The organism is Mesorhizobium sp. B2-4-15, assembly GCF_006658505.1.
Lineage (GTDB): Bacteria > Pseudomonadota > Alphaproteobacteria > Rhizobiales > Rhizobiaceae > Mesorhizobium.
This window is the reverse complement of the sequence record NZ_VFUZ01000001.1, coordinates 338,417-361,885: the sequence shown is the minus strand read 5'-3', so window position 1 is coordinate 361,885 and position 23,469 is coordinate 338,417. Positions and strand designations below refer to the sequence as shown.

25 protein-coding genes and 1 riboswitch are annotated in these 23,469 nt (G+C 63.4%); of the genes, 13 read left to right on the top strand and 12 right to left on the bottom strand.

Going from position 1 to position 23,469, the window contains the following annotated elements; translation table 11 throughout:
* The first annotated feature begins 118 nt into the window (after positions 1-118).
* Positions 119-1,066 carry a DMT family transporter gene (locus FJ930_RS01885; RefSeq protein ID WP_141834148.1) on the top strand — a complete coding sequence of 316 codons (948 nt, stop codon included), beginning with the start codon at positions 119-121 and terminating at the stop codon, positions 1,064-1,066.
* On the opposite strand, the gene FJ930_RS01880 is transcribed toward FJ930_RS01885, so the two are convergent.
* From FJ930_RS01880 to FJ930_RS01870, 3 genes are all read right to left on the bottom strand, one after another.
* On the bottom strand, positions 1,067-1,438 hold the full coding sequence (locus tag FJ930_RS01880) for a response regulator (RefSeq protein WP_141834345.1): 372 nt from the start codon (positions 1,436-1,438) through the stop codon (positions 1,067-1,069).
* Positions 1,439-1,556: 118 nt separating this feature from the next.
* Positions 1,557-2,099 (bottom strand): hypoxanthine phosphoribosyltransferase, encoded by a 543-nt coding sequence (hpt, locus tag FJ930_RS01875; protein WP_140613087.1) that lies wholly within the window; start codon positions 2,097-2,099, stop codon positions 1,557-1,559.
* 22 nt (positions 2,100-2,121) lie between these two features.
* Positions 2,122-2,766, bottom strand: coding sequence for a hypothetical protein (locus FJ930_RS01870; protein WP_141834145.1), 645 nt, complete (start codon positions 2,764-2,766; stop codon positions 2,122-2,124).
* Positions 2,767-3,018: 252 nt separating this feature from the next.
* Between FJ930_RS01870 and ftsE the strand changes: the two genes are divergently transcribed.
* From ftsE to FJ930_RS01855, 3 genes are all read left to right on the top strand, one after another.
* Positions 3,019-3,678: a cell division ATP-binding protein FtsE gene (gene ftsE / locus FJ930_RS01865; RefSeq protein WP_027041732.1), complete on the top strand. Its 660-nt coding sequence runs from the start codon at positions 3,019-3,021 to the stop codon at positions 3,676-3,678.
* A complete protein-coding gene (locus FJ930_RS01860) occupies positions 3,671-4,657 on the top strand; it encodes an ABC transporter permease (protein WP_141834342.1) in 987 nt (328 codons plus the stop codon). The genes ftsE and FJ930_RS01860 overlap by 8 nt, the downstream gene beginning before the upstream one ends.
* Positions 4,658-4,779: 122 nt before the next feature.
* On the top strand, positions 4,780-5,502 hold the full coding sequence (locus FJ930_RS01855; RefSeq protein WP_141834142.1) for a YdcF family protein: 723 nt from the start codon (positions 4,780-4,782) through the stop codon (positions 5,500-5,502).
* 18 nt (positions 5,503-5,520) lie between these two features.
* Here the strand turns inward: FJ930_RS01855 and FJ930_RS01850 are convergent, their stop codons facing one another.
* Positions 5,521-6,150: a pyridoxamine 5'-phosphate oxidase family protein gene (locus FJ930_RS01850; protein ID WP_141834139.1), complete on the bottom strand. Its 630-nt coding sequence runs from the start codon at positions 6,148-6,150 to the stop codon at positions 5,521-5,523.
* A gap of 85 nt (positions 6,151-6,235) precedes the next feature.
* Positions 6,236-6,706 carry a DUF1348 family protein gene (locus tag FJ930_RS01845; protein ID WP_141834136.1) on the bottom strand — a complete coding sequence of 157 codons (471 nt, stop codon included), beginning with the start codon at positions 6,704-6,706 and terminating at the stop codon, positions 6,236-6,238.
* A gap of 119 nt (positions 6,707-6,825) precedes the next feature.
* Here FJ930_RS01845 and FJ930_RS01840 point away from each other — a divergent pair, with 119 nt between their 5' ends.
* Together FJ930_RS01840 and FJ930_RS01835 are read left to right on the top strand one after the other, a co-directional pair.
* The gene (locus FJ930_RS01840) at positions 6,826-7,728 is read left to right on the top strand and encodes a LysR family transcriptional regulator (RefSeq protein ID WP_141834132.1); all 903 of its coding nucleotides are present in this window, start codon (positions 6,826-6,828) and stop codon (positions 7,726-7,728) included.
* A gap of 122 nt (positions 7,729-7,850) precedes the next feature.
* On the top strand, positions 7,851-8,639 hold the full coding sequence (locus tag FJ930_RS01835; RefSeq protein ID WP_141834129.1) for a 1-acyl-sn-glycerol-3-phosphate acyltransferase: 789 nt from the start codon (positions 7,851-7,853) through the stop codon (positions 8,637-8,639).
* Positions 8,640-8,661: 22 nt separating this feature from the next.
* Here FJ930_RS01835 and FJ930_RS01830 read toward each other — a convergent pair whose 3' ends face one another.
* The 3 genes from FJ930_RS01830 to FJ930_RS01820 form a co-directional block, all read right to left on the bottom strand.
* Positions 8,662-9,288 (bottom strand): LysE family transporter, encoded by a 627-nt coding sequence (locus FJ930_RS01830; protein WP_141834126.1) that lies wholly within the window; start codon positions 9,286-9,288, stop codon positions 8,662-8,664.
* 88 nt (positions 9,289-9,376) lie between these two features.
* Complete coding sequence (locus tag FJ930_RS01825) at positions 9,377-10,324, bottom strand: aldo/keto reductase (RefSeq protein WP_141834123.1); 948 nt, start codon at positions 10,322-10,324, stop codon at positions 9,377-9,379.
* A gap of 125 nt (positions 10,325-10,449) precedes the next feature.
* A complete protein-coding gene (locus FJ930_RS01820; protein ID WP_141834120.1) occupies positions 10,450-10,971 on the bottom strand; it encodes a gamma-glutamylcyclotransferase in 522 nt (173 codons plus the stop codon).
* Between the two features lie 150 nt (positions 10,972-11,121).
* Between FJ930_RS01820 and FJ930_RS01815 the strand changes: the two genes are divergently transcribed.
* Both FJ930_RS01815 and FJ930_RS01810 read left to right on the top strand, forming a co-directional pair.
* Positions 11,122-12,120, top strand: a complete 999-nt coding sequence (locus FJ930_RS01815; RefSeq protein ID WP_141834119.1) for a DUF2125 domain-containing protein — start codon at positions 11,122-11,124, stop codon at positions 12,118-12,120.
* Positions 12,121-12,127: 7 nt separating this feature from the next.
* Complete coding sequence (locus tag FJ930_RS01810) at positions 12,128-13,057, top strand: sugar kinase (protein ID WP_141834117.1); 930 nt, start codon at positions 12,128-12,130, stop codon at positions 13,055-13,057.
* A 7-nt stretch (positions 13,058-13,064) separates the two neighbouring features.
* On the opposite strand, the gene FJ930_RS01805 is transcribed toward FJ930_RS01810, so the two are convergent.
* On the bottom strand, positions 13,065-14,000 hold the full coding sequence (locus FJ930_RS01805) for a prephenate/arogenate dehydrogenase family protein (protein ID WP_181763250.1): 936 nt from the start codon (positions 13,998-14,000) through the stop codon (positions 13,065-13,067).
* A gap of 21 nt (positions 14,001-14,021) precedes the next feature.
* Positions 14,022-15,131: a histidinol-phosphate transaminase gene (gene hisC / locus FJ930_RS01800; RefSeq protein ID WP_140742820.1), complete on the bottom strand. Its 1,110-nt coding sequence runs from the start codon at positions 15,129-15,131 to the stop codon at positions 14,022-14,024.
* A 136-nt stretch (positions 15,132-15,267) separates the two neighbouring features.
* A riboswitch (SAM riboswitch) is annotated at positions 15,268-15,345 on the top strand.
* 90 nt (positions 15,346-15,435) lie between these two features.
* On the opposite strand from hisC, the gene FJ930_RS01795 reads away from it, so the two are divergent.
* The 4 genes from FJ930_RS01795 (at position 15,436) to FJ930_RS01780 (ending at position 19,630) form a co-directional block, all read left to right on the top strand.
* The gene (locus FJ930_RS01795; protein WP_141834111.1) at positions 15,436-16,605 is read left to right on the top strand and encodes a homoserine O-acetyltransferase; all 1,170 of its coding nucleotides are present in this window, start codon (positions 15,436-15,438) and stop codon (positions 16,603-16,605) included.
* Between the two features lie 58 nt (positions 16,606-16,663).
* Positions 16,664-17,278, top strand: coding sequence for a methionine biosynthesis protein MetW (metW, locus tag FJ930_RS01790; RefSeq protein WP_141834108.1), 615 nt, complete (start codon positions 16,664-16,666; stop codon positions 17,276-17,278).
* A 76-nt stretch (positions 17,279-17,354) separates the two neighbouring features.
* Positions 17,355-18,344 carry a glycosyltransferase gene (locus FJ930_RS01785; protein ID WP_246676785.1) on the top strand — a complete coding sequence of 330 codons (990 nt, stop codon included), beginning with the start codon at positions 17,355-17,357 and terminating at the stop codon, positions 18,342-18,344.
* Positions 18,345-18,694: 350 nt separating this feature from the next.
* Positions 18,695-19,630, top strand: a complete 936-nt coding sequence (locus FJ930_RS01780; protein WP_141834106.1) for a glycosyltransferase family A protein — start codon at positions 18,695-18,697, stop codon at positions 19,628-19,630.
* Between the two features lie 86 nt (positions 19,631-19,716).
* On the opposite strand, the gene FJ930_RS01775 is transcribed toward FJ930_RS01780, so the two are convergent.
* Both FJ930_RS01775 and FJ930_RS01770 read right to left on the bottom strand, forming a co-directional pair.
* A complete protein-coding gene (locus FJ930_RS01775) occupies positions 19,717-21,543 on the bottom strand; it encodes an ABC transporter ATP-binding protein/permease (RefSeq protein WP_141834103.1) in 1,827 nt (608 codons plus the stop codon).
* A 129-nt stretch (positions 21,544-21,672) separates the two neighbouring features.
* Positions 21,673-22,461, bottom strand: a complete 789-nt coding sequence (locus tag FJ930_RS01770) for a methyltransferase domain-containing protein (RefSeq protein WP_140742836.1) — start codon at positions 22,459-22,461, stop codon at positions 21,673-21,675.
* Between the two features lie 140 nt (positions 22,462-22,601).
* On the opposite strand from FJ930_RS01770, the gene gloB reads away from it, so the two are divergent.
* A complete protein-coding gene (gloB, locus tag FJ930_RS01765) occupies positions 22,602-23,369 on the top strand; it encodes a hydroxyacylglutathione hydrolase (RefSeq protein ID WP_141834100.1) in 768 nt (255 codons plus the stop codon).
* The last annotated feature ends 100 nt before the right edge of the window (positions 23,370-23,469 follow it).

The following is a 23,469-nucleotide window of genomic DNA, read 5'->3' as shown; positions in this document are numbered from 1 at the left end:
ACCAGCCGCGGACCAATCTAAAGAGTCCTCACTCGTGCCCGCTGCCCGAAACGGTGGCGGGTTCTTTTTGATCCGGAGTCGGACGCTTCGGATCGTACGCGCAGGAGCCTGAACGCAGATGCACAATAGGATGGTGGGTGGCATCCTGAGCCTGTGTCTGGGTGTGCTGGTCTTTTCGCTGCAGGACCCGCTGGTCAAATCCGTGTCGAGCGGTTACCCGGTGACCGAGGTGATGGCGATCCGTTCGGTCGTCGCCTTGCCTATCCTGATCGTTCTCGTCCACGCCGATGTCGGCCTGCGGGCGATCCTGTCGAAACGGTTCGGCCTGCTGACGGTGCGTGCCTTCATCCAGTTCACCTCCTACACGATGTACTATCTGGCCATCGCCGCCCTGCCGCTGGCCGACGCCGTTGCGCTCTATTTCATGGCGCCGCTGTTCATCATGGCGCTGGCCGGACCGTATCTTGGCGAGCGCGTCTCCTGGCAGACGCTGGCGACCGTACTGATCGGGCTGCTCGGCGTAGTCGTGATGGTGCGGCCCGGCGCCGGGCTGTTCGACGGGGCAGCGCTGTTGTCGTTGGGCTCGGCGGCGCTCTACGGCTTCTCGCAGCTGATGACGCGCAAGATCGGCGACACCGAATCGTCCACGGTCATGGCCTTCTATCAGAACGGCGCTTATCTCGCCGGCGCCGCCCTGGTTGCCGGCGCGTTTCATCTTGCCGGCGTAACCCACGCCGTTCATCCAAGCCTGGAGTTTCTGGTGCGGCCGTGGATATGGCCGATGCTGCCGGATTTCCTCAAGATGGCCGCTTGCGGTTTCGTCGCGTCGGCCGGCATGATCCTTTTGTCGCAGGGCTACCGGCTGGCACCGGCCAACCGCGTCGCCACCTTCGAATATACCGGCATCCTGTGGTCGCCGCTCTGGGGTTTTCTGTTCTTCGCCGAAGTACCCCGGCCGACCACCGTGATCGGTGCCGCCCTCATCATCGGCGCCGGCCTGCTGGCGCTCAACGCGGGGCGACGCCGGAGCACTGCACCCGCGCTCGCCGCCACCGATCCTGCCTGATCAGGCGAAGCAGATCAGCGCCTTATCCACGCGAGAACGGATCTCGGCCAGTGTGAACGGCTTCTGTACGACATCGAGGATGATGCCGTTCAGTTCCTCGGCGCGCTCGCGCTGGTCGGCATAGCCGGTCATCAGCATGATCTTCATCGCCGGGAAAAGAGCGGCCGCCGCGATCGCCATCTCGATGCCGTCCATCTCCGGCATACGGATATCGGAGACGACGAGGTCGTAAGCGCCATTCGCGGCCCGGATCAGCGAAAGGCCCTGAGCACCATCTGCCGCGATATCGATTTCGTGGCCGGCGCGTTCGAGTGCGCGGGCTGCGAGGGTGCGGACGGACTCATCGTCCTCGACGATCAGAAGCTTTGCCATGCCGGCATATTTGGCGGGCAAAAGTTGACTTTTCCTGAAAGCCCCGGCGCTCGACCGGGCTAATTTTCCTGGCGCCGTTAAGACCTTTTTCAGAATTCGACGGTGCGATGCACCGGCCTCACGCATCGCCTTTCACAACACCCACGAACGGCAGTTCGCGAAACGCGTGGGCGACGTCCATGCCGTAGCCGACGACGAAATAATCGGGGCAGTCGAAGCCGACATAGTCGGCATTGAGCGCTGTCTGGCGGCGCATGCGCTTGTCGAGCAGCACGGCGATGGAACAGCTCCTGGCGCCACGCGACAGCATCAGGTCGCGCGTGAAGGTCAGCGTCTTGCCCGATTCCAGGATGTCGTCGATCAACAGCACGTCGCGGCCGGCAACCTCGTTGTCGATGTCGCGCAGCACCCTCACCTCGCCACTGGTGGTGCCGGCGCCGTAACTGGAAATGAAGATGAATTCGACCTCCGGCGACAGGCCGACATCGTGCATGGCGCGGATCAGGTCCGCCGCGAAGACGAACGAGCCTTTCAGCACCGAGATCACCAGCAGATCATGGTAGTCGTGCTCGGCGATCTCCTTGGCGAGCTCGAGATTGCGCCGCGCGATCGCCGATGCCGAAAACAGGACTTCGATGTCCTTGTTGCGTACGATGGGCATTGATGGCCTTCCCGATGATCGCCTACTCGGCGAAAGTGACCAAAACGGTTCTTACGCCGTTCTTAGGCACGTCGAGCCGGCTGGCAAAGCCGAATCTTTCGCCCGAGGCCAGCGCGTGGCCGGATGTCCCCAACGTATAGCGGGTTGTGCGCCCGTCATTGCCCGTCACCCGGATTTCGAGCGGCGGCAGGGTCGCCGGACCCGTCCCGTCATTGGCGGCCTCGCCATCGACGAACAGCACAGGGTTCGCGCCGGAGGCGTCGACCCGCGAGGTGACGCCTGAAATGGTCAGTGCCGAAGCTTGCGCGCCGGTCAGGAGCGGCGCCTGGCGCACCAGCGCATGCCCACCGGAGATCCAGAAGGCGGCAAGGGCGGCGCCGATGCCGGCGATCCAGAAGATCGGCCCGCCGCGCGAGGCCGGCGGCCGCTCCGCCGGCGCCTCTGGCTTGCGTAGCATATCCATGCCCTCCACGGGCGGCGTGACAATCGGGCGCGGCTGCGGTGGTTTGGCTTGCGTGGCCGCGACTGTCCGCGGCATCACGACATAATCGGCATCGACGATATCGGGCGCCGGACCGCGCACGATCCGGTCCGCCACGGCAATTGCCAGCGGATCGGTCATGATTTCGCCGGAAACCGGGCGCGCGGTTCGCTCGTCAGCCGTCATGGCCCAGTATTGCACCTGTTCGCTTTTCGTTTCTTTTGCGTAAACACAAATGGTTAACGTTTCCCCACCGGAGCCCTCGTGACGCGCCGAAAGAGCATAGAAATTAACCGCCGGTTAACCATGCCGGCCGATGGTCTTTTCCCAGAATGGGCCGGCTCGCCGCCGGCAGAGCAAAGAGGTGGAGCATGATGTCGTCCGAGAGCCGCTTCACACTTTTCGGCATCATGCTCTAGGAATTTCAGGTCATCGAAATTGATTCGCTTCGAAAATGTCGGCCTCCGCTATGGCATGGGTCCGGAAATCCTCCGCGACATTTCCCTGCATATACCGGAGCGCTCCTTCCAGTTCCTGAGCGGCCCTTCGGGCGCCGGGAAGACGACCTTGCTGCGCCTGCTCTTCATGTCGCTGAAACCGACGCGCGGCCTGATCACCATCTTCGGCAAGGACCGCTCGCGCATCTCGCGCACCGAACTGCCGCATCTCAGGCGCCGTATCGGCGTGGTGTTCCAGGACTTTCGCCTGCTCGACCACATGACGACCTATGAGAATGTCGCGCTGCCGTTGCGCGTGCGCGGGCGCGAGGAAGCGAGCTACCGCACCGACGTCACCGAACTGTTGAAATGGGTGGGGCTGGGCGAGCGCATGCATGTGCTGCCGCCGGTCCTGTCGGGCGGCGAGAAGCAGCGCGCCGCGATCGCGCGCGCCCTGATCGAACAGCCCGAGATCCTGCTCGCCGACGAGCCGACCGGCAATGTCGATCCGCCGCTGGCGCGCCGACTGCTGCGGCTGTTCATCGAGCTCAATCGTCTCGGCACCGCCGTGGTCATCGCCACGCACGATCTTGGCCTGATGGAACAGGTCGACGCACGCCGCATGATCCTGGCCGGCGGAAGGCTGGATGTCTATGACTGAGCTGTCCGCCGAACACCTGGAAGACCGTGACGCCGAGGTGAGCGAGGCAAGGCCGCGCTCCCAGCGCCGGATGGCGCCGATCGTGCCGGCGCAGAACATCGCCGGCCGCGCGCTGATCCTGGTCATCGCCATCATGACCTTCCTGTCCTGCCTCACCTTCGGCGCTGTGACGCTGGTGCGCGACACCGCTTCGGTCTGGGAGAACCAGATCTCGCGCGAGGCGACGATCCAGATCAAACCGGTCGATGGCCTCGACATGGAGGCCGCCCTTGTCCAAGCCTCGCGGATCGCCGGCGAATTCCCCGGCGTGAAGTCGACAAAGATCATCGACCGCGAAGCCACGGCAAGGCTTCTCGAACCGTGGCTGGGTTCGGGCCTCAACATCGACGACCTGCCGGTGCCGCGCCTGATCATCGTCACCATCGACGAGAACAGCCCACCCGACTTCGCCGCCATGCGCGCCGCGATCGCCCCGAAGCTGCCGAGCGCATCGCTCGACGATCACCGCACCTGGGTCGACCGGCTGGTGGCCATGGCCCGCACCACGGTGACCATCGGCATCGCCGTTCTGGCGCTGATGCTGTCGGCGACCGTGCTGACCGTGGTGTTCGCAACCCGTGGCGCCATGGCCGGCAATGGTCACATCATCGAGGTGCTGCATTTTGTCGGTGCCGAGGCGCGGTTCATCGCGCGCGAATTCCGCCGGCATTTCCTGGTCACCGGCATGAAGGGCGCGGCCGCCGGCGGCGCGGCGGCGGTGCTGGTCTTCATCGTCTTTTCCTGGTGGTCGTCGCGCAACATGGCGACGCCCCAGGCCGATCAGGCAACCGCCCTGTTCGGCAATTTCGCCATCGGCTCGGCGGGCTATCTCGGGGTGGTCATGATGGTGCTGGTGATCGGCGCGCTGACGGCGGCGACCTCGCATGCCACCGTCGTGGCCTATCTCAGCGACATCGACGTTCGCCAACCCGATGCATGAAAAAGGGGACGCGTTTTTTGGGCCGACGGCCGGGATGAACGCAGAACGATCACGGATGGAGAATTTGCGTAACGCAAAGTGCGACTTTTACCTACCAAAGGCCGCATTTCGGGATTAACCATATGGCTATGGACGTGCGGGATTCGACCGGAACGGTTGGACAGATGCCGGTGGTGGCTCGTTCGCGCGCCCACGGCAGGGTCAGCCGTTTACGGAGCGCCCTGCGTGCCTCCGCCCTCTCCCTCCTGATCCTCGCAACATTGTTTGCCGGCGGCTTCGGCTGGTTTGCCAACAAGGTCAGCCACTTGACCACGCCAGCCAACCCGGCCAAGGCCGATGCCATCATCGTGCTGACCGGCGGCCAGTCCCGCCTCGACGCCGCGATGGACCTGCTGGCGTCCGGCAAAGGCGAGCGTCTCCTGATCAGTGGCGTGCACCCTTCCGCCAGCCGTCGCCAGCTGCAGGCCGCGACCGGTGGCGACAAGAAGCTGTTTTCCTGCTGCGTCGACATCGACCGCGCCGCGCTCGACACGATCGGCAATGCCGAGGAAAGCGCCAAATGGGTCGAAAGCCATGCCTACAACACGGTGATCCTCGTCACCAACAACTACCATATGCCGCGCAGCCTGCTGGAAATGGGCCGGTTGCTGCATGGCGCCAAGCTGGAACCTTATCCGGTGGTCAATGCCAATCTCGACAATGGTGGCTGGCTGACCAAGCCGCAGGCCCTGCGCGTGCTGTTCACCGAGTACAACAAATACCTGTTGGCGCTGGCACGCGGCATCGTACCGGTGAAGCAGACGCCCGACGGCCTCGCACTGGCCGAGACCGCGGCTGGCGGCTGAGCCCTCGGCGCTGCATCATCACGCTTCGTCTCTCCCTTTCGACGCCTTCAGGCGCATGACCTCCTGCTCGAGCTGTTGAATACGCCTGTCCCGTTCGCCGAGTGCCGCCGCCACATCCGCTGCCTCGAAACGCTGCGGAATATGTTGCGGGCAATTGGCGTCCCAGGCCGAAACCGTGAACAGGATGACCTGCTCGGGACGCGCCTTGTAATCCTGCGGCATCAGCCTCGCCGTCAGTTCGGCATCGTTTTCGACGACTCGAGCCGTGCCCCAGACCTTGATACGCTGGCGCAGCATATAGTCGATCAGGAACAGGAAGGCGCGTGGGTTGTCGGCTAGGTTGCCCTGCGTGATGAACTGCCTGTTGCCCGAAAAATCGGCGAAGCCGATCGTCTTCTCGTCCAGCACCTTGAGAAACCCCGCCGGCCCGCCGCGATGCTGGATGTAGGGCTGGCCATCGCCGTTGGCCGTCGACAGAAACACGCTGGTCTGCGCTTCGATGAAGGCGGCAAGGTCCGGCGTGATATCAGCCTGCCAGCCGCCGCGCTCCTCGACTCGGGCGTAAGACTGGCGCGACCCTTTGCGCGCCTGGATCGCCTTGACCGTCGGCGTAAAGGCGACGTCGCTGATGAATGCATGCGCGGTCATCGAAAGCCTCCTTGGCCCCAACGGAGCTTGCGGCAATTGACGCAACTCTGGACGGAAGACGGTTTCCAGACTTCCTGGAGTTGCTCTAAAGCCCCAGTTCAGACAATGCTGGATGGTCGTCCGGGCGGCGGCCGAGCGGCCAGTGATATTTGCAGTCGGCCTCGCTGATCGGCAGGTCGTTGATGCTGGCAATGCGCAGGCGCATCAGCCCGTATTCGTCGAACTCCCAGTTCTCATTGCCATAGCTGCGGAACCAGGAGCCGCTGTCGTCGTGCCATTCATAGGCGAAGCGCACGGCGATGCGGTTGCCGTGGAACGCCCAGACCTCCTTGATCAGCCGGTAGTCGAGTTCACGTGTCCATTTGCGCGTCAGGAAAGCTTGGATCGCATCGCGGCCCTGCAGGAACTCGGAGCGGTTGCGCCAGCGGCTGTCGGTCGTATAGGCGAGCGCGACACGTGCCGGGTCACGCGAGTTCCACGCATCCTCCGCCATGCGCGCTTTCAGCGCAGAAGTCTCAGCGGTGAAGGGCGGAAGCGGGGGGCGGCTCTCAGACATCGCGGTTCCTTCGTTAATAGGGCCGCCTATGCGAGCCGTCTCATCAGATGTAAGGCCTTCCATCATTTAAATGCAGATGGCATATTCGCAACCTATCCTTCCACTTTCTGGAAGCCGTAATGGATCGTCTCGAAGCCATGTCACTCTTTGTAGCCGTGGTGGAGGCCGGCAGCCTTTCCGCCGCGGCCCGCCGCTTCGGCATTCCGCTGGCGACCGTCAGCCGCAAGGTTTCGGATCTGGAGCGCCATCTGAACACCCGGCTCCTGAACCGCTCGCCGCGCCGGCTGACGCCGACCGATGCCGGCGAGGCCTATCTTGCGGCCTGCCGACGCATCCTCGACGATGTCGGCGAGGCGGAACGCGCGGCGGCGGGCGAGTACAGCGCGCCGACCGGTGAACTTGCCATCACCGCCCCGGTCGTCTTCGGCCGCCTTCATGTGCTGCCGGTCGTCACCGGCTTTCTCGCCGCTTATCCCGACGTCAACATCCGCCTTACCCTGGCGGACCGCATAACACAGCTGGTCGAGGACCATTTTGATCTCGCTCTCCGCATCGGCCAATTGCCCGATTCGAGCCTTGTCGCCCTTGGCGTCGGCGCGATCCGCCGCGTCGTCTGTGCCAGCCCTGGCTATCTGGCCGAGCACGGCACGCCCATGACCTTGGGCGATCTGGCCGCCCACAGTTGCGTCACCTTCGAGGGGCTTGCCTCCGCCGCCCAATGGACCTTCGCCAGAGGCAAGACGGAAGTCACGGTTCCGGTCCGCTCGCGGCTTCAGGTCAACACCGCCGAAGCGGCGATCGATGCCGCGATTGCCGGCGTCGGGCCGACGAAGGTGCTCTCCTATCAGGTCGATGCCGCGGTGCGGTCGGGCATGTTGTGCATCCTGCTGGGGGAATTCGAGCCGGAACCGTGGCCCGTCAGCCTGGTGCATGCGGGCCACGGCCTGCTGCCGGTCAAGCTGCGGGCCTTCCTCGACTTCGCCGCCCCGCGCCTGAAGGAGCGGCTGGCGCGATTGGGATAGCGGGACCCTATGCCGGCCACCCGGGCGGGCCTTGCTCCAGCTCGGTCGGGACACGCCTGGGCCATTTCCTTTTTCCCCCCGCTTGGTGTAACCAACGCACACTTCCTCACCGGACCTCGCCCATGCTCTATGTCAGATCGCTGGCGTTCAACTTCGTTTTCTACGTCAATCTGATCGTCCAGATGATCCTCTGGACGCCCTACTATTTCCTGTCGCCCCGTCACCGCGCCTGGTTTGTGCCGAAATTCTGGTCGCGCACCTGCATGTGGCTCTATGACAAGATCGCCGGAACGAGGAACGACATCACCGGGCTGGAAAACCTGCCCGAAGGCTCTTTCATCCTTGCGCCCAAGCACCAGTCGTTCTGGGACGCGATCGCTTTCTTCCCTTTCCTTCAGGACCCGCTCTACATCCTCAAGCGCGAGCTGACCTGGATCCCTTTCTTCGGCTGGTACATCATGAAGATGCGCATGATCCCGGTTGATCGCGGCAGCCGCTCCAAAGCCCTGAAGGCGGTGGTCGCGGCGACCAAGGAAGAGATGGCGCGCAATCCGCGCCAGTTGATCATCTATCCCGAAGGTACGCGCCGCGCGCCGGGCGACGAACCCGCCTATAAATACGGCATCGTCGAAATCTATACGCAGCTTGGCGTCCCGGTGGTGCCGGTGGCCCATGTCGCCGGCCTCTATTGGCCGCGCCGCAAATTCCTGCGCTATCCCGGCACCATCAAGGCACGTTTCCTGCCGCCCATACCGCCCGGCCTGAGCAAGGACGAGTTCATGGCGCGGCTGATCGGCGAGACGGAAGCCGCCTGCGACCAGCTTCTTGTCGAAGCGTCGCGCGCGTCCAACCCGCCGCCCTTGCCGCCGACGGCGGTGAAAAGGCTGCGGGATCTCGGCGCGAAAGCCTGAAGCGAAGGCTCCAGCCGAATAATCAGCCAAACACGGCCAGCGCCGTGGTCAGCACCAGCGTCGCGGCAAAGACCAGATTGATGATCCGCGAGGCCGCCGGCCTGCGCAGTATACCTGAGAACGCCGCCCCGGCGACGAGCCACAGGGCGTGGATGGCAACGATCATCAGCGCGAGAACACCGAGCCTCGTCCAGAGGCCAAGCCCGGCATCGCCCTCGCTCGAAGAAGCACCGGCGAACACGGCAGCGATCGCCACGAAGGCTTTCGGGTTGGCGACCGCCAGCAGAAACCCGGCCAGCCATGTCGGGCGCGACACCTCGGCCGCGCGTGCCGCCAGCGGCGGCGCCGTGGCGATCCTGAAGGCGAGATAGAGGATGTAGGTCGCCGACGCGGCGGCCAGCAACAGCGCCAGCCTCGGCATCGAGGCAAGCGCCGCCGTCACCCCGGTGGCCACGACCAGCAGCACGGCGATCGTGCCCAGCACGATCCCGCAGGTGTAGCGCAACGAGTGGCGCAGGCCGAAGGCGGCGCCAGCGGCGGTGACGCTTATCGTTGCCGGCCCCGGGCTGCCCATGACGACCGTGGCGGCAAGCACCAGTGTTATAAGCTGGCGCCAGGGGTCCGGCTGCAAAAGAAGCGGTTCGACCATTGCACCCTCCGTCCTGTCTCGTGCGAAGGACGGTATGGCAAGACTTGAGGGTGGTCTTGGACGTTCGTGCGCGGTGGCGCGGGAAACTTCAGCCGCTGGCCCTGTCGAGTTCGGCGATATCGTCGGCGGTCAGTTTCAGCGACGCCGCCTTGATCAGACTGTCCATCTGGCTTGGCTTGGTGGCGCTGGCGATCGGCGCGGTGACGCCAGGCCGCGCGATCGCCCAGGCAAGCGCGACTTCCGCTTGCTTGGCCGAATGCCTGGCCGATACCGCATCGAGTGCCGCAAGGATGCGCATGCCGCGCGGGTTGAGATAGTCCTTCACCCCGCCGCCACGGGGGCTTTGGTCAAGATCGGCCTCGCTGCGGTACTTGCCGCTCAGGAAACCCTTGGCGAGGCTGAAATAGGTAATCACACCGATATCCTCGGCCACGCACAAATCGCGCAGCGGCCCATCGAACGAAGAGCGATCGTAGAGATTGTATTCCGGCTGCAGCACCTCATAGCGCGGCAGGCCGCGCAGGCTCGCCACATCGAGTGCCGCCCGCAACTGGCCGGCATCGAGATTGGAACAGCCGATATGGCGGACCTTGCCCTTGGCGAGCAGCTTCTCATAGGCACCGAGGGTTTCCTCATAGGGCGTGGTCGGATCCGGCCAGTGCGACAGATAAAGATCGATGACATCGGTCCGAAGGCGTTCCAGCGACGCCTCGACGGCCTTTTCGATATAGGCGGCGGAGAGGTCCTTGTGGCCCTGCCCCATATCCGAGCCGACCTTGGTGACCACCACGACCTTGTCACGGTTGCCGCGGTCTTTCATCCAGTTGCCGATGATGGTTTCGGACTCGCCGCCCTTGTGGCCCGGGACCCAACGCGAATAGGCGTCCGCCGTATCGATGGCATTGAGTCCGGCCCCGACGAAGCGGTCGAGCAGGTCGAAAGAGGTTTTCTCGTCGGCGGTCCAGCCGAAGACGTTGCCGCCCAGGACCAGCGGCGCGATGGAAAGGTCGGTGCGACCGAGACGGCGTTTCTGCAAGGCGGATCTCCGTGATGGTTGGGGACGGGGCGGATGTCGCCCGCGGGCTGAGGGTTCGGAGCCTAACCTAGGTCTTGACCCATCGAGGTCAAAGCCCTGGCGGCCTTTTTCCGCCGAGCCAAGGCTCACAAAGGCGCGACCTGGTGCGCAACATCCTCCAGCCAATGATCGCGGATGCCCAGCGCTTCCAGATGCTTCAGAGTACTGAAGACATAATCCTCGTTGTTGCCGGATTGGCCGACCGCGCCGCGCACCACGGCCGCCGCATCGGCGGCTGCCAGCGCACCGGCATATTGCTCGTGCTTGCGGTCGACGATGTAGGTAACCGCTTCGACCATATCGCCGCCGTCGAGCCGAATCTTGAGCGTACGCTCGAGATAGACGCTTGTGACGAGTTCGCGCTCGCGCAGATAGGCAATGACCTCGTCGCGCAAATCGCCGGGCACACGGTATGCAAGGCCGACGCAGGAACCGCCATGGTCGAGACCGAGCACCAGTCCGGGCCGCTGGCGCGTACCGCGGTGCACGAAGGAATAGACACAGAGCGAGCGGCGATAGCCGTGCAGGTGCGCGCGCCGTGTCTCGATATGTGCGAAACCCGGCCGCCAGATCAGCGAACCATAGCCAAACACCCAAAAATCGCCCATATCGCCGCGCCTGATTGCAAAAAGAATGGCAACACCGCACTGGAGACCGGTGTTTTTTCCGCCCGTCTCCGTCTACCTATCTCTGTCTACCTACTGTTGTCGGAATCGAGAGTCCGTCCACAACAACCATGCGTTAATGAGAGCCGAAGCATGACGTCAAGTGACGAACGCCAACCTGGTAACCGTCGCCGCCTGTGGTGGCTTGCGGCGTTCGTCGTCGTGCTGTTCGCCATCTACAGCGCCGGCTGGTTCTACCTGGCCAACAGGGTCAGGACCGAAGCCGACAAGGCGGTCGCCACGCTCAACAAGAGCGGCATCCAGGCCGGCTGCGCCAATCTCCAGGTCAGCGGCTATCCCCTGAGCTTTACCGTCTCTTGCGATAACCTAGCCTACGAGGACGATGCCAAGAACATCGCGGCCTCGTCCGGCTCCTTCAATGCCGTCGCGCAGATCATCCAGCCCTTGTCCCCGGTCGCCGATCTGCGCGGTCCGCTCAGGACCTCCGCCCCCGGCATGGTGCCGCTGTGGATCGACTGGGACAATCTGCAGGCCAACGTCAAACTGTCATGGCCGCTGCCCCGGCGCATTTCGCTGCAGGCGGAAGGCCTGTCCGGCCAGACCGATCCGGCCGACGACACCGATCCGGTGGAACTGTTCAGCGCCGGCAAGGCATCAGGCCAGTTGCAGCCGAACGGCCAGGACGTCGACTACGTCGGCAGCTTCACCGATCTCGAGATCGACCCCGACGCGATCGGCGGGCGCGTGCTTCCGGCGCTCGATGCCAGCGGCGACGCCACGCTGAAGAATGGGGTCGCGCTGATCGGAACGCAGGTGAAGAGCCTGCGCGGCCAGAAGATCGAGATCCGCAACCTCGACCTGTCGTCGGGCACGGCGCGGGTTACCGTGTCTGGGCCGCTGTCGGTTGACGCCGAAGGCCTGGTCGATGCCGAGCTGATGATCAGGATCAAGGATCCGAAAGCCGTGGCGACCATTCTTGCCAGCGCCATACCCGAACAGAAGAACGCCATCGAACAGGGCTTTGCCGCTCTCGCTCTGCTCGGCAAGGAACCGTCGATGCCGCTGAAGGTGGTCAAGGGCAAGGCAGCACTCGGCTTCATCCCTCTTGGCAAGATCAAGCCGGTGCAATAGCGCTGCCATGGCAAAACCCGTGAAGCTCCTGAGTGTCGGAGCGCTGACCCTGGACATGATCCTGCGGGTCGAGACCTTGCCCGGCCATCAGGGAAAGTTCATCGCATCGGACGGCGTCCAGATCGCCTCCGGCATGGCCGCGAGCGCAGCCTGCGCCGCGCATCGCCTCGGCGCCGAAGTGTCGCTATGGGCGAGCACCGGCGACGATCCGGCCGGCGATCAGCTGATTGCCGGAATCGAGGCCGAAGGGGTCGATTGCAGCTACGTGCGCCGTGTCGGCGGCGCCCGCTCGGCGCTGGCATCGATCCTTGTCGACGCGCATGGCGAACGCATCATCGTGCCGTTCTATGACAGCCGGGCCCAGGCCGATCCCGAGACGCTGCCGTTTACCGACGTGACGGCATTCGATGCCGTGCTGGTCGACGTGCGCTGGCCGGGTGCGGCGGCACTTGCCCTCAAGGCGGCACGCGCTGCCGGCCTCCCGGCAATTCTCGACGCCGATACGTCGCCGCTGGCGGTGCTGGAGCAGTTGTTGCCGCTAGCCTCTCACATCGTCGCCTCCGAACCGGCGGTCCGCATCATATGCGGCCAGGCGCTGGACCTGGAGACCGCTTGCCATGAACTCGCCTCCCGCACCGATGCCTTCGTCGCCGTCACCGGCGGCGCGGCAGGCACATGGTGGTTCGACCGCTCGACCCGAATTGTTCGCCATGTCGCGACGCCAAAGGTCAAAGTGGTGGACACGCTGGCCGCAGGCGACGTTTATCACGGCGCCTTTACGGTGGGACTGGCGGAAGCCATGCCGATAGAGAACGCCCTGCGCTTTGCCAGTGCGGCCGCCGCGCTCAAATGCCAGCGCTTCGGCGGTAGGCTGGGCGCGCCGGAGCGAACCGAGACGCTGGCAATGATGGAGGCCCACTGGCCCGCCCAAGCCTGAGAACCTGCTATGTTTTCGCCGGGTGCTCGACCGCTTGACGCCCGAAGTCGGGCGCGTCGATGTCCTGGCCCGCTTCGATGATCGAGCGGCGCACGGCACGGGTACGGGTGAACAGGTCGAACAGCTTGTCGCCGTCGCCCCAGCGGATCGCCCGCTGCAGGAACGCCAGATCTTCCGAGAACCGCGCCAGCATCTCGAGGATGGCATCCTTGTTGTGGAGGCACACGTCCCGCCACATGGTCGGGTCGGAGGCGGCCAGACGCGTGAAGTCGCGAAAGCCGGAGGCGGAATATTTGATCACTTCCGTCTTGGTCACCGACTCCAGATCGTCGGCGGTGCCGACGATGTTGTAGGCGATGATGTGCGGCAAATGCGAGACGATGGCCAGCGTCATGTCGTGATGCTGCGGGTCCATCGTGTCGATGTTGGTGCCGCAACGGCGCCAGAATTCCGACAGCCGTTCCAAAGCACCCGCATCGGTGTCCGGCAGCGGCGTGAAGATGCACCAGCGGTTGTCGAACAGATCGGCGAAGCCTGCATCCGGCCCGGATTTTTCCGTACCCGCCAACGGGTGGCCGGGAATGAAATGCACGCCGTCGGGCACATGCGGCTGCATCTGCGCGATGACGGAGGCCTTGGTCGAGCCGACATCGGTGAGGATCGCACCCTTCTTCAGGGCCGGCGCGATCTCCTGCGCCACCGCGCCGGATGATCCGACCGGCACCGAGACGATGACCAGGTCGGCGTCGCGGACCGCTTCCTTCGCGTCGGTGGTGTAGGAATCGCCGAGGCCCAGTTCCTCGGCCCGCTCGAGCGTGGCGGCGCTGCGCGTCGAGATGGCGACATGGCGGGCCAGGCCCTCGCGGCGGATGACGCGGGCCAGCGACGAGCCGATCAGGCCGATGCCGACCAGCGCGATCTTTTCAAACATCGGTGATGTCATGGCGTTCCAGCTTTTGGCGTTCTAGCTTTTCAGAAATGTCGTGAGCGCGGCGACGACGCCGCGATTGGCCTCTTCGGTGCCGACGGTCATGCGCAGCGCGTTCGGGAAGCCATAGCCGGAAACGCGCCGCAATATATAGCCGCGCGCGGTCAGGTAATCGTCGGCCGCCGCCGCGGAATGCTTCTGGTCGTCCGGGAAATGGATGAGGATGAAATTGCCGACGCTGGGCGTCACCCGCAGCCCAAGCCCGGTCATCTCGTCGCTCAGCCAGGCGAGCCAGGTCTCGTTGTGCGCAACGCTGCGCTCGATATGGGCGCGGTCGCGGATCGCGGCGATGCCGGCCTCGATCGCGGTGGCGTTGACGTTGAAGGGGCCGCGCACGCGGTTGATGGCGTCGACGATGTGCATCGGCCCATACATCCAGCCGATTCGTGCCCCGCCCAGGCCGATCTTGGAGAAAGTGCGGGTCATCACCACGTTCTCGGCGCTGCCGGCCAGCTCGATGCCGGCTTCATAATCGTTGCGGCGGACGTATTCGGCATAGGCCGCGTCGAGCACCAGAAGCACATTCCTTGGCAGGCCGGCATGCAGGCGGCGCACCTCCTGGAATGGCACATAGGTGCCGGTCGGGTTGTTGGGATTGGCGAGGAACACGATTTTCGTGCGCGGCGTGACGGCGGCCAATATCGCGTCGATGTCGGCGCGTTCGTCGGTCTCCTTGACCACGACCGGCGTGGCGCCGGCCGATTGGATGTAGATCTTGTAGACCATGAAGGCGTGTTCGGTGAAAATGGCCTCGTCGCCCGGCGCCAGATAGGTCTGCGCCAGCAGGCCGAGGATCTCGTCGGAGCCGTTGGAACAGATGATGTTCTGGGGGTTGAGTCCATGCACTTCGGCGATTGCCTCGCGCAGCCGCCTCGCGGTGCCATCGGGGTAGATGTCGAGCCTGGCGGCAACCTCACGGGCGGCCTCGATGGCCTTTGGTGACGGGCCGAGCGGATTCTCGTTCGACGACAGCTTGTGGACCTTGGCGACACCGGCGGGTGCCGTACTCTTGCCGGGCACATAGGCATCTATGGCCATGATGCCCGCGCGCGGGGTTGGACGTGCCTGATCCGGTGTCTGGTTCATTTTTTGCAAAATCCGTCGAAAATGCCTTCATCGGAAGGCCGCAGCGGAAATACAAGTCGTGGCCCGCAATGTCGAGAGGCGGCAGTGGGGCCAGCGGCCGGCATTGACGGCAAGGCGGGCGAGTTCTAGAACAGCAGCGAACTTCCGTGGTGATTTGGCCGGTCGGCTTGCAGCCACGTTAAACAATTCGCTAAAGGGCCGTTTGCGTGACGTAACCGGCTTGCGAAGGCAATGCCGGTTTTTTGTTGTCCGTGACCGGCCGGACGAACGCATCGGCGGCGCTCGGTGCAGCAAGAGAGACGTGATGGCCGCTCAGCGCGCAGGAAAGACCAACAACGAGGCCGACCAGCCGTCGAGCCCGGTGTTGCGTTTCGGGCCCGACAAGCCGCTCAAGCTCGACGCCGGCACGCTGCTGTCGCCGTTCCAGATCGCCTACCAGACCTATGGCACGCTCAACGATGCCCGCTCCAATGCCATCCTTGTCTGCCATGCGCTGACCGGCGACCAGCATGTCGCCAACACCAATCCGGTGACCGGCAAGCCGGGCTGGTGGGAAGTGCTGATCGGCCCCGGCAAGATCATCGACACCAACCGTTTCTTCATCATCTGTTCCAACGTCATCGGCGGCTGCCTTGGTTCCACCGGCCCGGCTTCGACCAATCCCGCCACCGGGAAACCCTATGGGCTCGACCTGCCGGTCATCACCATTCGCGACATGGTGCGTGCGCAGCAGATGCTGATCGACCATTTCGGCATCGAGAAACTGTTCTGCGTGCTCGGCGGCTCGATGGGCGGCATGCAGGTGCTGGAATGGGCGTCGAGCTATCCCGAGCGCGTCTTTGCAGCGCTGCCGATCGCCACCGGCGCCCGCCATTCCTCGCAGAATATCGCCTTTCACGAGGTTGGCCGCCAAGCCGTCATGGCCGATCCGGAGTGGCATGGCGGCAAATATTTCGACTATGGCAAGCGCCCGGAAAAGGGGCTGGCGGTGGCGCGCATGGCCGCCCACATCACCTATCTCTCGGAAGCCGCCCTGCACCGAAAATTCGGTCGCAACTTGCAGGATCGAGAAGCGCTGACCTTCGGCTTCGATGCCGACTTCCAGATCGAAAGCTATCTGCGCCACCAGGGCATGACCTTCGTCGATCGCTTCGATGCCAATTCCTATCTCTATATGACCCGCTCGATGGATTATTTCGACATCGCCGCCGACCATGGCGGCAGGCTGGCGGACGCCTTCGCCGGCACCAAGACCCGCTTCTGCCTGGTGTCCTTCACGTCAGACTGGCTGTTTCCGACCGAGGAGAGCCGCTCCATCGTGCACGCGCTCAACGCAGCCGGCGCCTCGGTGTCCTTCGTCGAGATCGAGACCGATCGCGGCCATGACGCCTTCCTGCTCGACGAGCCGGAACTGTTCGCGGCCATCAACGGCTTCATAGGCTCGGCGGCGCGCGCCAGGGGGCTGAGCGCATGACCCAGGAGAATTGCGGGCTTGTCCGTCCGGGATCATGCGCCGCACAGGAGGCGACTTCATGAGCGTCAACGGCAGCCAGCGTGTCGACCTGGAGGTCGTCGCCAACCTCATCCCACCCCAGTCCCGCGTGCTCGACGTCGGATCAGGCGACGGCTCATTGCTCGAATTGCTGCAGGACACCAAGCAGGTCGACGGCCGCGGGCTGGAACTGTCGCAGCGCGGCGTCAACGAATGCGTGGCGCGCGGCCTCTCGGTCATCCAGGGCGATGCCGACAAGGACCTCGAATTCTATCCCGACAAGGGCTTTGACTTCGTCGTTTTGTCGCAGACCCTGCAGGCCACCCGCAACCCGAAGCTGGTGCTCGACGAACTGCTCAGGATCGGCAACCGGGCGATCGTGTCTTTCCCCAATTTCGGCCATTGGCGGGTACGCCTGTCGCTGTTCGTCAAGGGCCGCATGCCGGTGACCAAGGACCTGCCCTATTCCTGGTACGACACGCCCAACATCCATTTCTGCACCATCCGCGACTTCGTCAATCTGTGCGAGGAGCTTGGCGCGACGGTGGAAAAGGCAACCGCGCTCGACGCCAACGGTCAAAGGATCGGCCTGTCGATGCCCTGGTGGTTCTGGAATTTCTTTGGCCAACAGGCAGTATTTTTGCTGAAGCGATAATGGTTGATATCTGGATTTCTTCGTGCTCCTAAGGGGTTGCTTGAATTCTTGACGCTGTAACGGGATCTCTTGGATCGTGCCGCTAAATTCCCCGAGCTATTCCCTGGTCCTGGAAATGGAGAACGCCAGGTCGGTCGACCTGGAAGAGGTCAGCGTCGGGCTGACTGCCTTGGCGCGCGAAATCGGCGCTGTTTCTTCGCTGGGTTTTGCTAGGCCACAGGTCGTTATCTCCCATGGCGGAGACGATGCTGATACACTTTTGCTGAGAAGCAATATCGCATCTGCGGCATCGCAGCTGGAGCAGGTAGCCGACTTGATCTTCGCCGCATGCCCCGGCGGACGGTACTACGACCTTAAGAACAACGGCATTCCAGCAACCGATGGCGATGTCGTCATCTTTACAGACTCCGATACGGTCGTGGAATCTGGATGGCTCTCAGCCATGCTCGGTCCATTTCAAGATCCAGCGACCGTCGCTGTAAATGGTTACACCTACCTTTACTACGACGATTTCATGTCGAGAACGTTTGCGCTGATCTGGTTTTTCCCAATGGCGCAAAAGGACACCCGCTTTGCTTCGAAACGGGCGATAAACGCCAACAACGTGGCTTTTCGCCGCGACTGGATTGCCAATCACCCCTTTCCCGAAAACAATGGTTTCAAGGTTTCCTGTACGCTCCTGATGCGTGCGCTTGAGCGCGACGGCCACAAGCTCGTGAGCACCAATGCGCGCGTCTATCATCATCCGCCGCGCGGCTGGCGATTCTTCCGCTGGCGCGCATTGGTGACCGGCCGCGATGCCGACCGGAAATTTAGAGAACTGGGGAGTCCCCGTCGTGGCCGCCGGATCGCAAAGTCGTTCAGCCGGTGGCTGACCATGTCCTGGCGTACAGCACGGCGCGTCATACGGCATGCCCGGCAGACGGGAATGCCGGTCTGGCAAATTCCAATGTCGCTGCTTGTCGGCCTGGCATTCTACAGTTTGGCATTTTGGGGCCAGTTCAGCTTGGCCGCGGGTCTTGTCCGTGACGAGATTGAAGTTCTGCCCGACTTTGCGGGCGGATGAACACATTCACGCGCAAAACCGACGGCACCAAAACAGCAACCGCAATCGTTCCTATCCCAGAATATCCATGGCCTTGTGTGGATTTTCGAGCCAGCGCCATCTTCGCTTCGGCGGTTCGCAAGCATGGCGGGCGGCGATGGTGTTGCACTTGAAGCGCTCGGCACGGAATTCGTCACTCCTCGCGGATTGAGCCTCGGTGCGATGGGGGTGACATGGGCGGCTGGTTTTTGTACCCTTCGAACGAATACGAAGAGGATCACGGAAGGGGGACGTCCGATCCATTTGACCATCCTGAAGATCGAAAGAACTGGCAGGACGCGCATTGTTGCGCTGGAACCGGCTGACGCGGCATGACCGGGAAGATGGAATACTCTCCCCTCATCACGGTCATCACGCCGACCCACAACCGGCGCGAAACGGTGTTGCGTGCCGTGGAAAGCGTGCTTTCCCAGAGCATGCCGAAGCTTGAGCATATCGTCGTCGACGATGGTTCCACCGATGGCACGGAGGAGACGCTGGCCCGCATCAGCGATCCGCGGCTGATCTATGTCGGCGCGAAATGGCGAGGCGCCAACGCCGCGAGGAATGCCGGAATCGAGCGTGCGCGGGCACCGGTGGTGACATTCCTTGATTCGGACGACGTCTACCTGCCGCATCGGCTTGAGCGCACCCTGGCCCGGTTCGATGAAGATCCGGCGCTCGAAGTGCTGATCAGCTCATATGTTTCCGTGAAGGGCGGCCGCGCCACCAATTGCGTCAACCCCGAGGCCTTCGTGAGCCCCATGATGCTCGAGCGGACGCTTGTGGCGCAGACGATCTTCATCGCCGGATCCGCGATAACCGCCCGCCGCGAGGCCTTGCTGGCAATCGGCGGCTATGACAGCGACATTACCAGGATGCAGGACCGGGAGCTGCTGCTGCGCTTGGCGCGGCGGTGCGGCGCGCAATTGTCCAGGGATATCGACTGGACGAAATACAATTCGCAGAATTCGATTTCGCGCCGCCGCGGCGGCTATGTTGAAGCCTATGCGAACCTGATGGACAAGCATCCGTATATCGCCCACACCTATCCGCACATCCCGCCCTACATGGTTTCGCGGCAGATCATTGCCGATGTTCTCAGGGGCCGGATACCGGAGGCCTTCGATGGCTACATGGCCAACCGCTCGTCGAAGGCGCTTGGCTATTCGCTTCCGGAGCTGATCAACGGTTATGTCTGTGGCCGGCGTTGGCGCCGCGATCTCTATAATGAGTTTCGCGACACGTTTGGCGCCCGGCCTGCCTGATTGTCTCTCGCCCAAAAGGGCCAGCGGACTTTGAGGCAACGACATGCACGACAAGTCCCCGCGATCCTACCGGTTCCGAAAGCAGTCTACTTCTTGCGGCGGGTGGCGACAGGCGGCGGTTCGATGGCGCCAGCCCTGACGCGGGCAGGCTTCAGCGCAGGCGCGCCGGAATCCTTCACAATTGCCAAGCCGCGCGGAAAGAACTGATTGTTGTGCTGACCCCGCCCGATGTTAAGGATGGCCGCTTCCGGCAAATGCTTTTCCAGCACCAACAACACCCGCCTCAGCGTGGGGCCATCGAACGCGTCCATCGCTTCGTCAATGATCACCCATTTCGGTTTGCGCAAGGCGAGCCTTGCGAAGGCAAGCGAACGCTGTTCGTCATCGCCCAGCTCACGCTCCCAGCGGGCCGTCCGATCCAGCGAAGACGACAGTCGTCCGAGACCGACTTCGGCAAGCACCGCCGAAATCTCGGCATCGCTGGCCGGAGCAACCCCGTTCGGATGATCGAGGACCTCGCGCAGCGTGCCGGCCGGGAAATACGGGACGCGCGGCACGAAGATGGGGGCTTCTCCCGCCGGCATGCCGATCTTCCCGCTTCCCCAGGGCCACAGGCCGGCAATGGCACGGAAGAACAGCGTCTTGCCGGCGCCCGGCTCGCCGGTGATCATCACACGCTCGCCGGTTCGGATTTCGACATGCTGGTCGGCAAGCTTGGCGCATCCTTCCGGCGAGGCCACCTGGAGGTTCTCGAAAGTCATGCTGCCATTCGCGTTCTCGCTGAAGGTGATGCGTTTTTCCGTGCCATGCAGCGCATCGGTCTCGACGAGCGCGATGCGGAAGTCGGCGACGCGCATCAGCGTGGCGCGCCAGTCGGCGATGCTGCCGATGTTGTTGATGAACCAGCGCAACGAGGAGTGGACCTGGTTGAAGGCCCCTACCGCCATCATCAGCCCGCCGAAGCTGATGTCGCCGGAGAAATAGACTGGCGAGGCGACGAGGATCGGCGCCACCACGGTGATCCAGCCATAGGTGTCGGTCACCCAGGATAGGTTGATCTGGGCGGTATAGATGCGCCGCATGGCGCCCAGAACCGTGCCAAGGTCGAGTTCGAGCCGCCGCTTGGCGTCGGCCTCGCCATGGTACAGGGCGATGGCATCGACATTCTCGTTGACGCGCACCATAGAGGAGCGCAGCTCCGCTTCCCTTGTGTACCGGTCGCTGTTGAGATGGATCAGCGGTCGCCCGACCAGCCAGCTCAGCCAGGAGGCGGTGCCGGCATAGAGGAACGCGGCCCAGACCATGTAGCCCGGTATGGCCAGCGACCAGCCGTTGATGTGGAACACAAAGCCCGAAGACAGTTCCCACAGCACGCCGACGAAGGACACAAGCAGGATGAGCGACTGCAGCAGGCCGACGCCGAGATCCGTCGACAGGTCGGAAAGATGCGCCGCGTCCTGCTGCATGCGCTGGTCGGGATTGACCCCGATGGCGCCGGCATTGGCCAGCCGGAAGGCGCGCGCCGGCCGCATCCACTGGTCGATCAGGTCCAGCGTCAGCGCCTCGCGCAGCTTCAGCCGGATCATCTGGTTGAGCCACGTCTGGCCGATATTGAACACCAGAAGCCCGCCAGCGATCATTGCGAAGACAAGAAGCTGGTGCAGAAAGGCCGCCATGTCCCTGCGCGCCAGCGCGTCGTAGAAAGGCTGGTTCCAGCGATTGAGTAGCACCTGGCCGACCGATGTCGCGATGATGACGGCCATGATGCCGACCGAAGTCCACAGCAGCCACTTGCGAACCGGCGATCCCACCAGCGCCTGCTTGATCGTCGTCACCTGATCCCGCAGGCTGCTGGTTTCGACGGCCGCAACCACCGGCCGGGAGTGGACAGCGTTGTCTGGTTGATCAGCCATACCCAATGTCCTTGCGTTCAGAAGCGATGCTGAAACCAGATGAAGAAAAACGAAGACATCCGAATATCGACCAGGGTGCGCGTTGATCACGACAGATAGGTCGGGAAAGGGCGCGCGTTTCCACCATGATCACGAAGGTTTCACCCGGCGAGCCGGCGACGCCGCACCCTCCGCGCCGGCCCGGCGGCCAAGCCGCGTCGCGCCATGCGGCGACAGCACCGGCACGAAGACGCGGCGAGATGCGCGCTGGACCACCGGCACGCCCTGATAGAGCCGCTTCTGCGCCTCGACGACGATGACGCCGGAAAAGATCGGCCACAGCCGCCGACCGACGCGCTCCAGCACATTGTGGAAGCGCATCATGAAGTGCCGCCGCGACGGCGGGAAGAACAGCGCATCCGACCAGGCCGCGGGCGTGAAATTCGCCTCACGCAGCAATTCCGTCAGCTGTCCGCGTGAGAAAGGCCGTCCATTGCCGAACGGCGTATGCTCGAAGCGCGCCCAGACACCGCGCCGGTTGGGCACGACGATGACGACGCGGCCCGCCGGCGACAGCACCCGCCAGATCTCATTCAGCGTCTCGCGCGGATTCTCGACATGTTCGAGCGAATGGACGAGCAGCATGCGGTCGATGCAGGAATCGACCAGCGGCAGTTCCTCGTCGAAGACCAGGGCCGTCGCCGTCGGCCCCGTCGCCGGCCAGACCACGGCGCCCTGCGTCGCCGGCATGAAGGCGAAGACCCGTTCGGCATCGACGCCGAAACGCTCCAGCCAGGGCAAGGTATAGCCGAGGCCGACCAGCCGTTCATTGGGCACGGTGGCCCATATGGACGACAGCGCCATGGTGATCGAGCGCTCGGCGAACCGGCCGAGCGTTGTCGAATAGAAGGAACGGAGATCGACGATGTCGGAATGCATTTCAGGGATGTAGCCGTGATATCGGTCGGATTCAACAAAAGGCCCCAGGGCGTCTGGAATAGCGGATTTTGTTCGGTGCTTTCCACATGACATCGGCGCGCCGGCGCCCTATGTCTGCGGCAACAAAATGGAGAGATGCGATGGCGGTCGAAATCGAACAGTTCATGTGCCGCACCGACAATTTCGGCGTTCTGGTGCATGATCCCGAAAGCGGACAGACAGCGATCATCGATGCGCCCGAGGAAGCGGCGATCCTGGCCGCGGTCAAGCGCACCGGCTGGACGCCGACGATGATCCTGACCACGCATCACCATCTCGACCACGTCGAGGCCAATCTGGCGCTCAAGGAGCGCTTCAAGCTGCGTATCGTCGGCCCGGAAGCGGAAAAGGCCAAGATCCCCGGCATCGACGAAACGGTCGAAGAGGGTTCCGTGCTTCATCTCGGCGATGAACGCATCGAAGTGATCGCCACCCCAGGCCACACCGCCGGCCACGTCTCCTATTACCTGCCGGCATCGAAGGTGGCGTTCACAGCCGACACGCTGTTTGCGCTGGGTTGCGGGCGGCTGTTCGAATGCAAGCCGCCGGTGATGTACGAATCGCTAAAGAAACTTGCCGCACTTCCTGCTGCCACCGTTATCTATTGCGGCCACGAATACACCCTCGCCAACGCCCGTTTCGCGCTGACCATCGACCCGACCAATTCGGCCTTGAGGGAGCGTGCCGCCCGGATCGAGGCGCTGCGGGTCGACAACAAGCCGACGCTGCCGACCACGATCGGCGAGGAACTGTCGACCAATCCTTTCCTGCGCTGGCACGATCCGGCGATTCGCAAGCATCTCGGCATGGAAAGGGCTGGGGATGCCGAAGTGTTCGCCGAGATCCGCAAGCGCAAGGACAATTTCTGAGCGCCATGCTATGCATGCCGCCCAAAAATGACCTCGGCTTTGGGAAACGACATGCATAAAAAGCAAAGACCTAAAAGGCGCCGCATCGGTCCGTCTCAAC